Source organism: Myxococcus sp. CA023 (assembly GCF_010998615.1).
In the GTDB taxonomy this organism is placed as follows: Bacteria; Myxococcota; Myxococcia; order Myxococcales; family Myxococcaceae; genus Myxococcus.
Window position 1 is genome coordinate 76,630 of the sequence record NZ_JAAEAH010000020.1, and the last position, 15,279, is coordinate 91,908.

A 15,279-nucleotide genomic window follows, 5' to 3' on the forward strand; every position below is an offset into this window, starting at 1 on the left:
GTCTCCTCGGCCGGGGCGCGGTCCCCGGCGCATGGGCCATGTAACGTCTGACCACCCGGGACATAGCGGCGAGCGCTGACCGTGGTCCGGCGTCAGCGCGTCCCGCCCGCTGGCCGCACCATGTCGATGTGGGGAATGCCGTCCTCGTCATAGACGTCGCCCTGCGTCTGGAAGCCGAAGTCTTCGTAGAAGCGCTGGAGGTAGTGCTGGGCCCCGATGTGGACGGCGGCCTGTGGGTACAGGCTGTCCAGCCGGGCAAGGCCACGCGCCACCAGCTCGCGCCCCAGCCCCTGGGCCCGTGCGCGGGGCGACGTCACCACGCGGCCCAGGCTGCTCTCCTGGGGATACTTCACACCGGGAGGCAGCACCCTCAAGTACGCGGCGAGCAGCCGGGTACCCTGCGACTCCGTGTGGAGCAGCAGGTGTTCCGCGCTCCGGTCGAAACCGTCCACGTCCTGGTAGATGGAGCGCTGCTCCACCACGAAGACTTCCTGTCGCAGGGCGAGCACGTCGTACAGCTCGTCGAGGGACAGCGCCTGGAAGGACTTCCATTGCCAGCATCGCATGAGGAGGGCGTCTAGCACGGGTAAGCGTGCGGGGCTTTCCTCGGCGGATACCCGGGCATGTCCCACCCTTCATTGGTACGTTCGGCGCCGTGATGACGAATGACTCCGCGCCTGGACGCCGCTCACGCCGCGTGGTGGCCGTCACCGTCGCGACGCTGCTCGCCGCTGGACTCGCGGAGCTCGCCCACCTGCCTGCCGGGGCGTTGCTGGGGGCGATGGTGGTGTCGATCGCCGCGTCGCTGACGCTGTCCGTGCACGTCCCGGTGTCGCGCCGGGGGCTGCTGGTGGCGCATTCGGTGCTGGGGGGCGCGCTGTGTTCGTCCTTCTCTCCAGAGGCCTGGAGCGCGCTCGCGGACAGCTGGGCCGTGTCACTGGGCGCCGTGGTGGGCGTGGTGGCCGTGGCGCAGGGCGTGGCGTTGGTGTGCGCGAAGCTGGGCTACCTGGACTCGCGCACCGCCACCTTGGGGCTGATGCCGGGGGGCGCGTCCGCGATGGTGGCGCTGAGCGACGAGCTGGGCGCGGACGCGCGGCTGGTGACGCTCTTCCAGTTCATGCGCCTGTGCATCGTGATTCTCGTGGCCGTGGTGGTGGGGCGGTGGGTGGGGGATACGCCGGACGTGGCGGTGGCCCGCGCGGCGGACCTGCCGGGCTCGCCGCCACCGCTGTGGGCATGGCTGACGACGGCGGGAGTGTCCGCCGTGGGCAGTTTCCTGGGACTGCGCTTGAAGCTGCCGGCCGGTGCCTTCCTGGGGCCCGTGTTGCTGGGCATCCCCCTCACGGCGCTGGGCCTTCCGGTGGGCGCGTGGCCTCCGGGCCTCCTCCCGTTGGGCCTGTGGGTGCTGGGCGTGCGCGTGGGCAGCCAGTTCGATGCCTCGGCGGTGCAGGATCTGAAGCGCGTCGCCCACGTCGCACTGGCGGCCTCGGTGGCGATGGTGGTGGGGTGTCTGCTGCTCGCGTGGGGCTGGTCCGCCGCCACGGGCGTGGACTTGCTCACCACCTACTTCGCGACGTCTCCAGGCGGCGCCGACTCCGTGCTGGCCATCGCGCTGGGCACGCGTGCCACTTTGTCCGTCGTGCTGGCGGTCCAGGTGGGACGGCTGCTCTTGATCTTCCTCGTCGCGCCGACGTTCCTGCGCAGGCTGTCTCCCGCCCGGGACGCGTGAGCACCCCGCTGGCCAGGCTGGCAGGCGTGCCTGTCCGAGTGGGTGGGGGCAGGTGTGCGCCTGGGAGGTCCCCGGCGAGGGCGGACGTCCGGCGCGGCCAGGGACGCGCGGTTAATATGTAGGCCGCGATGACTGCCCCGCATGATGCCCTGCCTGTCCCCAGCCTCGCTCCGAGCATGGAGGCGCTGGTCTCATTGCTCACGCGCCGCAGCACGGTGGTGCTCACCGGGGCGGGGTGCAGCACCGAGTCAGGCATCCCCGACTATCGGGGGCCCGGGACGCGGGCGCGGGCGCGCAATCCCATTCAGCATCGCGAATTCCTCACGCGCCCCGAGGTCAGGGCGCGCTACTGGGCGCGAAGCCTGAGGGGCTGGCCGCGCTTCTCCTCGGCCCGGCCCAACGCGGCGCACGCGGCGCTGGCGGAGCTGGAGCAGGCGGGCCACGTCCGAGGCCTCATCACCCAGAACGTGGACGGGCTGCACCATGCCGCTGGCAGCTCGCGGGTGATTGAGCTGCATGGCGCGCTGGCCCAGGTCCGGTGCCTGGCGTGCGGCGCGCAGGAGGCGCGCGAGGCGTTGCAGGCGCGGCTGCTGTCGCTCAACCCTGGCTTCTCCCTCGAGGTGCTGGAGCTGCGTCCGGACGGTGACGCGGACCTGACCTCCGAGCAGCTGTCGTCCTTCCAAGTCCCTGCGTGCCTGGTGTGTGGTGGCACGCTCAAGCCGGACGTCGTCTTCTTCGGCGACAACGTGCCGGCTCCCACCGTGGCGTCGGCGTTCGCCCTGTTGGAGGAGGGCGACGCGCTGCTGGTGGTGGGCTCTTCGCTGGCCATCTTCTCCGGCTACCGCTTCCTGGTGCGCGCGTCCGAGCGCCGCATGCCCATCGCCATCCTCAACCTGGGGGAGTGCCGGGGCGTGGAGCTCGCGGACGTGCACCTGGAGGCGAGGGCAGGGGATGCGCTCCCCCGGCTCGCCGCGGCACTGGCCCGGAGCTGAAGGGCCGTACGGCGGTCACTTCACGTCGTACACCTTGCGGACCGGACTCCCTCCTCGCTCGATGTCGAGCTCGAGGTGCGAAGCGCCTCGTAGCAGCATGAAGGCCTCCAGGGCTCTGTCGGGCGCGTCGAGCGAGACGCCATTGATGCGCTGGAGCACGTCACCAGACTGGATGCCGAGCTGCTCGTAGAGGGAACCCTTCTTGAGGGAGAAGACCTTGAAGCCCTGGGGCTTGCCGTCGCGGAAGGCCGGCACCACACGGGCCTGGGTGAGCAGGCCGTCCATATTGGCAAGCGCGTCTTCGACAGCGCGGCGGGACACCTCATAGGTGTGCTCACCCACCGCGCGGACGCCCGTCTGCGCGGGCGCGGCGTTCGCCAGGAAGGGCGCGGGTGAGACGCCGCCATGGCGGTCGGCGCGGATGAACTCCTCCCGGCCGTCCACCAGGAAGGTGATGCGCTCGCGCTCGATGGAGACGACGCGAGCGCCCTGCAGGTCGTCACCGGTCATCACGCTGCGGATGCGCTTCGCGTCGAGGTCCTCGAGCGAGGCGAGCGACCACTGCGAGTCATGCGCCACCAGGGTGCCGAGCAGCTTCAACCGCAGGGACGTGTTCATGGCCGTGCCGCCACCCGAGGGCGGCGCGTGCTCCGGCGATTTGTCGAGTGTCAGTCCTGTGAGCTTTGCCAGACGACTGCCTTCCAATGCCGCGCGGGGGCGTGAGGCAGCCTCTGCCGGCAAGGCTTGCTCATCCCGCATGTTTGAAATGCGTGGAGTGAATGCGAACTCCATGAGCAGGTTGGTCGTGCTCGCCAGGAGCAGCATGGCGAGTGCGATGAATGTCGTCGTGACGAGCCAGAAGTGCTTCCGGAGTGGGGTGGCCATGGCCGAGTGCCTTTGGGTTCAGGAGTGACACGCGGCCCTTGAGCAAGCACGAGGCCAGGGCCTGAGTGGGGCTGCGCTCACTCTGGACGCCTTGCCCGCACGGGACTTCCCCAGCCACCTCTGTCACGGACGCACGACGAGTGTGTGACTCGCTGTCACGCCACTTGTGTACGGCGCGGAAGCCATGGAACAGGACGGGGGCCGCGATAGGCTCCGCGCCATCATGTCGAGCCCCACCGAGTCCGCCGCGCACCCTCGCCGCTTCCATGCCGAGTCCCTGATCCACATCCATCGGCACTTGCTGGCGTCGCTCGGTGCGGGGCCCGTCACCATCGAGGTGCCAGACCCGGACCTGGGCAGGAGGTGCTACCCCGGCGAGCGTGTGGGCCCGTCCGGCACGCTGCTCCACCGGCCCCTGCGCAGTTGGTGCGACCTGGCGGAGGGGCTCTCGTGCCGGCTGCTCACGCCCCGCGCGGTGGATGCGACGCACATCGCGCTGACCTTCGAGCGGCTGGGGCCCGAGGCGCCCTGGCACGTGGGGGGCCAGGCGGACGAAGCGGTGTCACCGCAAGAACGCTATGGCGCGGCCTCCGCCTTCGCGCGCCTGCGCAAGCTGGAGGACGCGGGCTTCTTGCTGCCGTGGCTCGAAGCGCTTGGGCGCATCCGGTTGCCGGAGTCCGGCCGCGTGCTCGACCTGGGGGTCAACCGCGGGGATGAACTGGCGGCGTTCTCATGGCTGGAGGAGGCCCCGGATGTGCGCTTCGTGGGGGTGGACCACAGTGCCAGCGCCATCGAAGAGGCACGTGCCCGCTTTCCCGATGCGCGGCACCGCTTCGTCGTCGCCGACCTCAACGCGCTGCCGGAGGACCTGGGACGCTTCCACCTGGTGGTGTCGGTGGGCACGCTGCAGAGCCCCGGTGTGGATGACCATGCACTGCTGCGCAGGCTGGTGCAGGAGCACCTGGAGCCGCGCTCGGCGCTGCTGCTGGGCTTCCCGAATTCCCGCTTCCGGGATGGTGAGGTCGTCTATGGCGCGCGGGTGCGGAACCTGCGCGAGCCCGACCTGTCGCTGCTGGTGAAGGACCTGTCCTTCTACCGTCGCTATCTGCACCAGCACGGCTTCCGCACGTTCCTGGGCGGCAAGTACGACCTGCTCCTCACCGCGGTGCGGGGCGCGGGCGATTGAACACGCGCGTGGTCCGCGTTGGCTCAGGACGGTCGAGGCTGAACGGCTGGGCTGGGGACGTGGCCAGCGCGCACCACGAAGTCGCCAAAGCCTTCACCGGGCTGACGTTCGCGTGCGTAGCCTTCGAACAATGGCTCCAGCGCGGCGAGGATGGCGTCCTCGTCGATGTTCTCCCTGTAGAGACGACTGAGGCGCTGGCCTCGCGCATCTCCGCCCAGGTGCAGGTTGTAGCGGCCCGGCGCCTTGCCCACGAGTCCCACCTCCGCTAGGTATGGCCTCGCGCAGCCGTTGGGGCACCCGGTGATGCGGAGCAGCAGGTTGGCGTCCTGCAGGCCATGCGCCCGCAGCCGGTCCTCCAGCCGTTCCACGAAGACGGGCAGGTAGCGCTCCGCCTCCGCCATGGCGAGCCCGCACGTCGGCAGCGCCACGCACGCCAGCGCGTTGCGGCGCACCGGGCTGGCGCTGCGGAAGCTGTCCAGCGCGTGCGCCGTCACCAGCGCGCCGATGGCGTCGCGAGCCTCGGGCGTCACACCCGCAATGACGAGGTTCTGGTTCGCCGTGAGCCGGAAGTCCCCGGTGTGGATGCGCGCGATCTCCCGCAGGCCCGTCAAGTGCGTGGCGCCGGGCCGGTCCCCCACGCGGCCGCTGTCCAGGTGCAGCGTCAGATGCCACCGGCCGTCATGGCCCTCCGTCCACCCGAAGCGGTCTCCGTTGTGCTCGAAAGCGAAGGGGCGCGCCGGCTGGAGCGGGAAGCCGAGCCGCTTCTCCAGCTCCGCCGTGAACCAGGGCACGCCGCGCTCCTCCATGACGTACTTCAGGCGCGCGTGCTTGCGGTTGGTGCGGTCCCCGAAGTCGCGGTGAATCTTCACCACCTCCTCGGCGACGGCGAGCGTCTGCTCCGGCGGGATGAAGCCGACGACGTCCGCCAGCCGGGGATAGGTGGCCGCGTCACCATGCGTGGCGCCCATGCCGCCGCCCACGGAGACGTTGAAGCCCACGAGCGCGTCGCCTTCGATGATGGCGATGAAGCCCAGGTCCTGCGCGAAGACATCCACGTCGTTGAGGGGCGGCACCGCCACGGCGGCCTTGAACTTCCGGGGCAGGTACGTGGAGCCGTAGATGGGCTCGTCCTCGCCGCCGGCCACTTTCTCCTTCCCCAGCCAGACTTCGTAGTAGGCACGCGTCTTCGGCAGCAGGTGCTCGGAGATGCGCACCGCCCACTGGTACACCGTCTCGTGGACGCGCGAGTCCACCGGATTGGGGTTGCACAGCACGTTGCGGTTCACGTCGCCGCAGGCGGCCAGCGTGTCCATCATCGCTTCGTTGATGCGGGCGATGGTGGGCCGGAGGTCATCCTTGATGACGCCGTGCAGCTGAAAGGCCTGCCGCGTGGTGATGCGCAGTGTGTGGTTGGCGTGCTCGCGCGCCAGGGCGTCCATCGCCAGCCACTGGGCCGGTGTGCATACGCCTCCAGGCAGGCGGGTGCGGAGCATGAAGCTGTAGTCGGGCTCCAGCTTCTGCTGACGCCGCTCCTCGCGCAGGTCGCGGTCGTCCTGCTGATAGCTGCCGTGGAACTTGATGAGGCTGGTGTCCGGCGTGGCGAGGCCGCCCGTCACCGGGTCCTCCAGGCTCTCCGCCAGACTTCCCCGGAGCAGGCGGCTCTGGGTCTTGATGTGCTCCACTTCGGAGAGCGGCTTGGGCTGGTGGCTCATGTCGTTGCTCGCAATCGGAAAGGGTCAGTAGACGTCGCGCAGGTAGCGCCGCTGCTCACGCAGGGATTCGAGCCAGGCGTGCGCGTCCTCGCGGCTCTTGCCGCCGTGGGTGGAGACGACGTCCACCAGTGCTTCGTGGACATCCGGGGCCATGCGCTGGGCGTCGCCGCACACGTAGAGGTGGGCGCCGCCTTCGAGCCATTCGTAGACGTCACGTCCGGACTCACGCAGCCGGTGCTGCACGTAGACCTTCTGTGCGCGGTCCCGCGAGAAGGCGAGTGACAGCCGGTGCAGCGTCTGCTTCTTCAGGGCCTCCTGCCACTCTGTCTGGTAGAGGAACTGGGTGCGGAAGTGCTGCTCACCGAAGAAGAGCCAGTTGCGGCCCTTCGCTCCGGTCTCCGCGCGCTCCTGGACGAAGGCCCGGAAGGGCGCCACGCCGGTGCCAGGGCCAATCATCAGCACGTCCTTGTCGCCGTCCAGCGGCAGCCGGAAGCGTTCGTTCGGCTCGACGAAGACGCGGACAGTGTCGGTGCCGGCCGTGCGCGTGGCCAGGTGGTGCGACGCCGCGCCGAAGTGCCGCAGGTCGAACACCGTGTAGTCCACCACCGCCACCGTGAGGTGGGCCTCTTCACCCACGCGCTTGGGGCTGGAGGCAATCGAGTACAACCGGGGCGTCAGCCGGCGAAGGGCCTGGACCAGCTCCGTGGCGTCCCAGGTGGCCTTGTGGGCGCGGAGCACGTCGATGACCTGATGCCCCGCCAGCAGCGCGCGGAAGGTCTCGGCGCGGCCCGGTTCGAGCACTTCGCGCAGCGCCGCGCTGCCGGACAGCCTGGCGTGCCGCTCCAGGAAGGGGCGGTTGAGCCTGGTGATTTCCAACTCGTCACTCAGCCAGCGCGCCAGCGGGAGCGTGCGGCCCTCTCGGGAGACCGCCGCTTCTCCGTCGAGGCACAGCTCGGACAGGAAGGACGCCACCAGCTCCGGCGGATTGTGGGGCCACACGCCCAGCGCGTCGCCGGGGGCGTACTCCAGCCCGGAGCCCGCGAGCGACAGCTCCAGGTGTCGCACGTCCTTGAGCGCGCCGCGTGCGGTGATGCGCTGATTGAGCAGCACCTCCGCCGTGTAGGGCGCTTCCTTGGTGAACGCGGGCGTGGCGTGCGGCTCCCGCAGCGGCACGACAGTGGCCGTCACCGTCGCCTGCGGAGTCAGTGCTTCTCGCGCCAGGGTGTAGGCCTGGTCGAGCCAACCCTTGGCCACGGGCTCGAAGTCCACGTCGCAATCGACACGCTCCAACAGCCGGCTGGCGCCCAGCTCCGCGAAGCGGGCGTCGAGCAGCCGGCCCACCTCGCAGAAGCGCGGGTAGCTGGAGTCTCCCAGCCCCAGCACGGCGTAGCGCAGCCCCTCCATGCGAGGCGCGCGCTTGCCGAGGATGAACTCACAGAAACCGCGTGCGTCGTCCGGTGGGTCGCCATCTCCCTGTGTGCTGATGACCACGCAGAGCAGCTTCTCCTTGGCCAGCTCCCGCACCGGATAGTCGCTGGCCCGGAACAGCCGCGAGGCGAGCCCGGCGGACTCCACCTGGTGCTTGAGGCGCTCGGCCAGGAGGCGGCTGTTACCCGTCTGCGTCCCGTAGACGATGGTGAAGTGACCGGCGGGGGCGGCCACGGGTACGGGCGTCACGGGGACGACGGTGGCCTGGGGCGCACGGAGGGCCAGTCCCGCCGTGTAGCCGCTCAGCCAGTGCAGGGCGGAGGTGTCCAGCCCCTCCACGAGATTGAGCAGCAGGGCGCTCTTGTCTTCACCCAGCAGCGCGTTGATGAACGGGGGAGCGTGGGTGGCAGGGGATGCGCTCATCGTGCGGCCTCCCGGAGGGTGATGATTCGGTCGAGGTGTTGCTCCAGGCTCTCGGTGCCTTCCAGTTCCAGCCACGCGGCGCCGGCATCACGGGCCTCCGCGCGCAGGGCTCGGCGTGTCTGGGGCGTGTCGGTGTGGACCAGGGCCACCAATCCCGCCGCTGCGAGCGCCAGCGCGACCTCCACGTCACCGGGGGTGGTGGTGACGTGCCAGCCCAGGTCGAACAACCGGCGCTCCAACTGGAATGCGCGTGAGCCAGCGTCGGGCGTGGCGGGCAGCAGGACGATGGCGCCGGGCTGACCCAGCCGTCCCCGCCGCTCGGGCTGCGTGACGAGCGAGGAGGCCACGTCGCCCTTCGTCGACTCCTCCACGGGACCCAGGACCATTCCCGCGGCCACCGTGTCGTGCGTGAGCGCGTCGATGACAATGAAGGCGCCCGTGCGGCGGTTGTCACGGTACGGGTCGGTCAGCAGCGGCCGACGGCACACCACCCGCACCCGGCCGATGTCGTTGAGCGACAGGGACTCGGCGGGTTGCTCGGACAGGTCCGCCAGTTCCTTGCGCCACAGCACCCGCTCGATGTGTGCGGGCGCGGTCCGCGAGGCCTGCTTCACCAGGTAGCGGCGCGAGCAGTCCAGCGGCTGTTCTCCGAACCACACGAGCATCGCGTCGAGCTGGTGGAGCGACAGCGGCGGCTGGTCCACATGGGCCAGCACGTCGCCTCGGCTGGCGTCCACTTCGTCCGCGAGTCGCAGCGTGACGGACGCGGGGGATGCGGCCTCCTCCAGCGGTCCGTCGAAGGTGTCGATGCCCGCCACGCGCGTGCGCCGCCCGGAGGGATGGACCTGGATTTCATCCCCGACGCGGACGGTGCCGGAGGCAATCTGTCCCGCCAGCCCTCGGTAGTCCTGGTGGGGCCGGAGCACGTACTGAACGGGGAAGCGGAAGGGCGCGTCGTCCTGCCGGCGCTGGTGGGGCAGGGACTCCAGCCACGCGAGCAGGGTGCCGCCTTCATGCCAGGGCGTGCGGGCGCTGGGCTGGGTGATGTTGTCCCCGCGACTGGCGCTGACGGGGAAGAGCCGCACGCCCTCGAAGCCGAGCGCGTGGGCGAAGTCCGCCAGCTCGGTGCCGATGCGCTCGAAGGTGCCGCGGTCGAAGCCCGTGAGGTCCATCTTGTTCACCGCCACGGCCAGGTAGGGGATGCCCAGCAGCGAGGCGATGTACGCGTGGCGGCGCGTCTGCGGCAGCACGCCCAGTCGCGCGTCCACCAGGATGACCGCCGCGTCCGCCGTCGAGGCGCCGGTGGCCATGTTGCGCGTGTACTGGATGTGGCCCGGCGTGTCCGCGACGATGACCTTGCGCCGCGCGGTGCTGAGATAGCGGTAGGCAACGTCGATGGTGATGCCCTGCTCACGCTCGGCGCGCAGGCCGTCGGTGAAGAGGGAGAAGTCCAGCTCCTCCTCGTCCGCGCCGGCCGCGGCCTTCAGGCCCTGGACCAGCACCTCGGAGGGCACGGACACGGCGGCGGCGGCCCGCTTCGCGCTGGCCTTCCGCACGGCGGAAATCTGGTCTTCGAAGAGCCCGTCGCACTCGTAGAGGAGCCTGCCGATGAGGGTGGACTTCCCGTCATCCACGGAGCCGACCACGACGAGCCGGAGCAGCTCCCGGGCGGCATGCTGGTCGAGCAGTTGCTGCAAGCCGGTGTCCATTAGAAGTAGCCCTCGCGCTTCTTGAGCTCCATGGAGCCCTCTTCGTCGTGGTCGATGAGTCGGCCCTGCCGCTCGGACTGGCGGGCGTTCACCATCTCGTGGATGACGGTCTCCACCGTGGTGGCGGAGGACTCGATGGCGCCGCTGAGCGGGTAGCAGCCCAGGGTACGGAAGCGCACGCGCCGGAGTTCGGGCTTCTCCCCGGGCCGCAGCCGCATGCGCTCGTCATCCACCATGAGCAGCGTGCCGCCCCGGTCAATGACAGGACGCTCCGCCGCGAAGTAGAGCGGCACCACGGGGATGCGCTCGCGCAGCACGTAGTGCCACACGTCCAGCTCCGTCCAGTTGGACAGCGGGAAGACGCGCATGCTTTCGCCCGCGTCGACGCGGCCGTTGAAGAGATTCCACAGCTCCGGCCGCTGGCGGCGCGGGTCCCACTGTCCGTGCCGGTCCCGGAAGGAGAACACCCTCTCCTTGGCGCGGGACTTCTCCTCGTCGCGCCGCGCGCCACCGAAGGCCGCGTCGAAGCCATGCGTCGCCAGCGCCTCCAGCAGCGCCTGCGTCTTCATCGCATGGGTGTACTTCTGGCTGCCGTGGTCGAAGGGGTTGATGCCCTCGGCCAGCGCGCGCTGGTTCTGGTGGATGATGAGGCGCAGTCCGTGGCGCGCCACGAAGGCGTCCCGGAACGCATACATGTCTCGGAACTTCCAGGTGGTGTCCACGTGGAGCAGCGGGAAGGGCAGGGGCGCGGGGTGGAAGGCCTTGCGTGCCAGGTGCAGCAGGACCTGGGAGTCCTTGCCGATGCTGTAGAGCATCACCGGGTTGGCGAACTCGGCCACCGTCTCCCGGAGGATGTGGATGCTCTCCGCTTCCAGCTCCGACAGGTGGGACGCCCGCGCGAACGTGTGCTCACTCATGACCGCCCTCCGCCACGCGCGCTGGCGCGTGTCCATGCTCTGTGATTCCTTGCGCCACCAGCGAAGGCAGGCGCGCGCGCAGCGAGACGACCTCGCCCACGATGAGCAGCGACGGCGAGCCGAGCGCGTCACGCGTCACCGCCTGAGCGATGTGGCTCAGCGGAGCCTCCACCACCCGTTGATGCTCCCACGTGCCCGCCTCCACCACGGCGGCCGGGGTGGACGCGGAACGCCCCGCGCCGACCAGCGCGCGCACCGTCTCCTCCAACCGGCTGCCCGCCATGTAGAGGACCAGCGTCTGGGCCTTCGCCAGGAAGTCCCAGTCCGGTGCGCTGCCGCCTCGGTATGCAGTGGCGAACGTCACCGCGCCGGAGACACCCCGGTGCGTGACGGGAATGGCCGCCGCCGCGGGCACGGCTGTCCCTGCGGTGAGGCCGGGCACGACTTCATAGGGGATGCCCGCCTCTTCCAGCGCGAGCGCTTCCTCTCCGCCGCGGCCGAAGACGAAAGGGTCACCGCCCTTGAGCCGCACCACGCGGCGCCCCAGCAGCGCCTGGGCGATGAGGATGACGTGAATCTCCTCCTGGCTCACGGAGTCGCCGCCGCCCTCTTTGCCCACGTAGATGATCCGGGCGTGGGGCCGCGCATGCTCGAGCACGCCAGGGTGGACCAACCGGTCATGAACGACGGTGTCCGCCTCCCGGAGCACGCGCGCGGCGCGCAAGGTCAACAGCTCCGGGTCTCCCGGACCCGCGCCGACCAGGAACACTCGGCCTCTCGTCTGCTCTCTCATCGTGTCTCTCCAAGAATCTTCGAGTGCTCCAACTCCGCGCGGAGCTGAGCCCAGGCGGCCTTGCGCTCGCCTCGCTCCAGCAGCGCGCCGATGTCTCCCACCGCCACCTGCTTCAGCAGCCGCTGGCGCGCTTCGCCTCGGGGCAGGTGCTCGCGGAGCCATCCGCTGAGTCGCGCCAGCCAGATGTGGTGTCGCGTCACCTGGGCGGTGAGTGTTTTGCGCAGGTGGCTGGCGAGCGCGGGGGCCCGCCCCGCCGAGGACACGGCGACGGTGATGGGGCCGCGCCTGCCGACGGAGGGCAGGGTGAAGTCACACAGCGCTGGTTCGTCCGCGGTGTTGACCCACAGGCCCAGGTTCCGGGCTTCGGTGGCCACCTGCCGGCTCACGGCCACGTCATCCGTGGCCGCGAGCACCAGGTGATGGCCGCGCACGTCGCCGGCCTCGTAGGAACGGGGCTGCCATTCCAGGCGCCCATCGGCTGCGAGCCGCCGCAGCGTGGCGGTGGCCTCCGGCGCGATGACACGCAGCCGGGCGCCGGCGTCGAGCACCGCGAGGGCACGGCCCTCCGCGATGGCGCCGCCGCCCACCAGCAGGACGGAGCGTCCCTCGAGTCGAAGGCACACGGGATAATCCAGGGCGTGTAAAGGCATGGCGTGCTTCATCGGACCGGGTGGAGGCCGCACTCGCGGTTCTCCGCGGACTCCCACCACCAGCGGCCCGCGCGCTCGTCTTCGTAGGGTTTCACCGCGCGCGTGCAGGGCGCACAGCCGATGGACGGGTAGCCACGGTCATGGAGTGCGTTGTAGGGCACGCTCTTCGCCCGGACGTAGGCCCAGATGTCCCGGCTGCTCCACGTGGCCAGCGGGTTGAGCTTGAGCAGCCCATGCGCGCTGTCCACCTCCAGCGTCGCCACGTCGGTGCGGGTGACGGACTGCTCACGGCGCAATCCCGTCACCCACGCCTGTTGGCCCGCGAGCGCGCGCGACAGGGGCTCCACCTTGCGGATGGCGCAGCATTCCTTGCGCGCCTCCAGGCTCTGGCGGAAGGAGAAGTAGCCCTTCGTGGACTCCAGCGCCTCCACGCGCGCGCGCTCGGGGAAGTACGTCTCCACGGTGACGCCGTAGCGCTTACGCACGACCTCCATGAGCTCGTACGTCTCCGGGGGCAGGCGTCCGGTGTCGAGCGTGAAGAGGCGCAGGCTGGGCGCATGCTGGCGCGCCAGGTCGATGAGGACCATGTCCTCCACGCCGAAGCTGGAGGCGATGGCCGCGCGCGCGCCGAAGCGGCGCTCGGTCCAGGCGAGGAGGTCCTGCGCGGGGGCGTCCTTCACTTCAGCGGCTTCGGCGAGCAGGGCCGAGGCATGGGGCTGCGGGGGCGACATGGTGACTCCAGGAAAAGAAAAGGCCCGCCTCTTTCGAGGGCGGGCCGCACGAGCAAGAAGGTTCGAGAAGGACGCGCTACACGCTTCTCGATGCTCGGCACCCGCCTGCAGGCGGACACGCGGGACACGCACGGCACAGACAGAACGCGCCACCCATGGCACAGGCGTCATCACCCCCGGCGGGGAGCACGGGAGAGCGGGGGACACGGGCGTCGGTGGTGAAGGTCATGGGTGAGGAGAGCGGTGCAGGGCTGGGGGAGGAAACGAAAACGGCCCGGTTCCTGGGACAGGAGACCGGGCCGGGAAGAGCGCGAAGAGGGAGGCTTGGAAGGGCGTCCCGTATGCGCGTCAACAACCCAGGTCCGGCTGACGACAGCAGGCACACGACGGACAGCAGCGGCTGGCAAACGGCGCGGCGGTCGGTGTGTGGGAGTGCGTCATCGCGAAGACCTACGCTAGCGGCTGTTTCAGGCGCGCGTCAACCCGTCCTCCTTGACGCGGTATGCGGGGCTGGGCCAGCCCGGGGGACGCCCGCTCGCCCGCCCGTCTGGAGGGCGGGACACGGCGCCATCGGGTGAATGTCCGCGCAGACCTTGGAAGGAGGCGGGGAGGCGAGCCCTCGTTGCCCATGCGGCAGCGGGCATCACCTTTTGCGGCAAGCCGGATTCACCCGTCACCCATGGAGGCCATCGATGGCGAGCACCAACAAGGACGTCGAGACGCTCAACTCGTTCCTGCGCGGCGAGATCTCCGCCGTGGAGACCTATCGCAAGGCGATCGGGCACGTCTCGGACGGACTGGCCCGTGACGCGCTGGAGTATTGCCAGCACGACCACGAGCACCGGGTCGAAGAGATTCGCGAGCGCATCCTGAAGATGGGCGGTGAGCCCGTGGAGAGCTCTGGCATGTGGGGCACCTTCGCCAAGCTGGTCCAAGGCGGCGCGGACATCCTGGGCGAGAAGGCCGCCATCCAGGCGCTGGAGGAGGGCGAGGACCATGGCCTCGCCGACTACCAGCGCGACGCGGACCAGGTGCATGGGGAGAATCGACGCTTCGTGCGGATGGAGCTGATTCCCGCGCAGAAGCGGACGCATGAGCGGCTCAGCCGTCTCAAGCGCACCCTTCACTGAGCGCGTGCCGCGCGGATGCGCGCCGGCCGGGTGTCTCGTTCCGGGCGCCCGGCCGGATTTTTCTCAACCCGTGCGACACGACACCGGTTTGAATCCCCGGGCATCCCGCCCGTCTCAGGCCATGCGCGGCGCCCTGAACCCTCCCCAGACGGGGTGTTGGAGCTTGTGCGCATGGCATGCGATACCTGGGGGGCTCGTCGCGTTTAGGGAGGCGGAGCATGTCGCCGGACCGCGGTCCATCGGAACGGGATCCACGCCCGCAGCAGGTCTCCGGCGAGGAAGCCCGGACCGTGCCCGCGCCCTCCACCTCGCTGATGGACGCCAGCCATGCGGGGACGCTGAGCGCGGGTTGTGAAGCCCTCTTCCGCTCCACCGAGACGACGCTCCAGTGGGCCTGGCGGGTGCTGAAGTGCGCGAAGGCGGGTCCGGGCGCGGGTCCCCTGGTCACGTCCGCCCGTCAGTGCGCGCTCGAGTTCCTGGATCGCGTTCCGCCTCATGTGCGCCGCGGCGTGGCGGAGCTCCTGGGGTACAGCAGCCTGTGGCAGGCGGTGTGTACGCGGCTGGGACGCCCGGTGGCTCGCTCCACCGAGGAACTGCAGCATGAGCTGGGCGAGGACCTCCAGGTCCTGCTCCACGGCGCCCAGGCGCGTCTGGGGACCGCCGCCGCGCTGGAGCAGGGGCTCCTGGTCCACCTGGGGCGGCTGCGCGATTCCCGTCGAGGGGAGCCGGGCGCGCCGCTGGAGCTGCGCGCGGCCCTGGACGCCTTCACCCACTCCCTGTCCGAGCTGATGACCGCGGCCAGCGCCTACCGCCGCGCGTGGGAAGCCGCCGAGACGGAGCTGTCCGAGTCCGCAGCGTGGCTGGGCGCCGGAGACCCGGGCTTCTGCTCGTGGATGGCGGACCACCTGTCAGAGACGGTCTTCGCGTGGCGCAATGCCCAGGCCTCCGTCCGCATGCTGCGCGAGCTGGGAGAGCTGTCCCAACAGTCGTAGCC

At 70.2% G+C, this 15,279-nt stretch carries 14 protein-coding genes; 5 read left to right on the forward strand and 9 right to left on the reverse strand.

Features of this window, described 5'->3' with window-relative positions; all coding sequences use genetic code 11:
* Positions 1-92 precede the first annotated feature (92 nt).
* Entirely contained in the window at positions 93-566 is a 474-nt protein-coding gene (locus F8M74_RS11320; protein WP_163884390.1) for a GNAT family N-acetyltransferase, read from the reverse strand.
* Between the two features lie 92 nt (positions 567-658).
* Between F8M74_RS11320 and F8M74_RS11325 the strand changes: the two genes are divergently transcribed.
* Positions 659-1,729 carry an AbrB family transcriptional regulator gene (locus tag F8M74_RS11325; RefSeq protein ID WP_216619809.1) on the forward strand — a complete coding sequence of 357 codons (1,071 nt, stop codon included), beginning with the start codon at positions 659-661 and terminating at the stop codon, positions 1,727-1,729.
* Between the two features lie 128 nt (positions 1,730-1,857).
* Positions 1,858-2,721, forward strand: coding sequence for an NAD-dependent protein deacetylase (locus F8M74_RS11330; RefSeq protein WP_141256877.1), 864 nt, complete (start codon positions 1,858-1,860; stop codon positions 2,719-2,721).
* 15 nt (positions 2,722-2,736) lie between these two features.
* Here F8M74_RS11330 and gspC read toward each other — a convergent pair whose 3' ends face one another.
* Positions 2,737-3,606, reverse strand: coding sequence for a type II secretion system protein GspC (gene gspC, locus F8M74_RS11335; protein WP_141256876.1), 870 nt, complete (start codon positions 3,604-3,606; stop codon positions 2,737-2,739).
* 223 nt (positions 3,607-3,829) lie between these two features.
* Here gspC and F8M74_RS11340 point away from each other — a divergent pair, with 223 nt between their 5' ends.
* A complete protein-coding gene (locus F8M74_RS11340) occupies positions 3,830-4,792 on the forward strand; it encodes a trans-aconitate 2-methyltransferase (RefSeq protein WP_171410158.1) in 963 nt (320 codons plus the stop codon).
* 23 nt (positions 4,793-4,815) lie between these two features.
* On the opposite strand, the gene cysI is transcribed toward F8M74_RS11340, so the two are convergent.
* The 7 genes from cysI to F8M74_RS11375 are packed head-to-tail and all read right to left on the reverse strand — an operon-like array spanning position 4,816 to position 13,155.
* Complete coding sequence (gene cysI / locus F8M74_RS11345) at positions 4,816-6,504, reverse strand: assimilatory sulfite reductase (NADPH) hemoprotein subunit (RefSeq protein ID WP_141256874.1); 1,689 nt, start codon at positions 6,502-6,504, stop codon at positions 4,816-4,818.
* Positions 6,505-6,528: 24 nt separating this feature from the next.
* Positions 6,529-8,355, reverse strand: a complete 1,827-nt coding sequence (locus F8M74_RS11350) for an assimilatory sulfite reductase (NADPH) flavoprotein subunit (RefSeq protein ID WP_141256873.1) — start codon at positions 8,353-8,355, stop codon at positions 6,529-6,531.
* The gene (locus tag F8M74_RS11355) at positions 8,352-10,064 is read right to left on the reverse strand and encodes a sulfate adenylyltransferase subunit 1 (RefSeq protein WP_141256872.1); all 1,713 of its coding nucleotides are present in this window, start codon (positions 10,062-10,064) and stop codon (positions 8,352-8,354) included. The genes F8M74_RS11350 and F8M74_RS11355 overlap by 4 nt, the downstream gene beginning before the upstream one ends.
* Positions 10,064-10,981, reverse strand: a complete 918-nt coding sequence (gene cysD, locus F8M74_RS11360) for a sulfate adenylyltransferase subunit CysD (RefSeq protein WP_141256871.1) — start codon at positions 10,979-10,981, stop codon at positions 10,064-10,066. Before cysD ends, F8M74_RS11355 begins: the two co-directional genes overlap by 1 nt.
* Positions 10,974-11,774 (reverse strand): uroporphyrinogen-III C-methyltransferase, encoded by an 801-nt coding sequence (gene cobA / locus F8M74_RS11365; RefSeq protein ID WP_141256870.1) that lies wholly within the window; start codon positions 11,772-11,774, stop codon positions 10,974-10,976. The genes cysD and cobA overlap by 8 nt, the downstream gene beginning before the upstream one ends.
* Positions 11,771-12,436, reverse strand: a complete 666-nt coding sequence (locus F8M74_RS11370) for a bifunctional precorrin-2 dehydrogenase/sirohydrochlorin ferrochelatase (protein ID WP_141256869.1) — start codon at positions 12,434-12,436, stop codon at positions 11,771-11,773. The genes cobA and F8M74_RS11370 overlap by 4 nt, the downstream gene beginning before the upstream one ends.
* Entirely contained in the window at positions 12,433-13,155 is a 723-nt protein-coding gene (locus F8M74_RS11375; RefSeq protein ID WP_141256868.1) for a phosphoadenylyl-sulfate reductase, read from the reverse strand. Before F8M74_RS11375 ends, F8M74_RS11370 begins: the two co-directional genes overlap by 4 nt.
* Positions 13,156-13,847: 692 nt before the next feature.
* Between F8M74_RS11375 and F8M74_RS11380 the strand changes: the two genes are divergently transcribed.
* Together F8M74_RS11380 and F8M74_RS11385 are read left to right on the forward strand one after the other, a co-directional pair.
* On the forward strand, positions 13,848-14,285 hold the full coding sequence (locus F8M74_RS11380) for a DUF2383 domain-containing protein (RefSeq protein ID WP_171410157.1): 438 nt from the start codon (positions 13,848-13,850) through the stop codon (positions 14,283-14,285).
* Positions 14,286-14,503: 218 nt separating this feature from the next.
* Positions 14,504-15,277, forward strand: a complete 774-nt coding sequence (locus tag F8M74_RS11385; RefSeq protein ID WP_141256867.1) for a hypothetical protein — start codon at positions 14,504-14,506, stop codon at positions 15,275-15,277.
* Positions 15,278-15,279 lie beyond the last annotated feature (2 nt).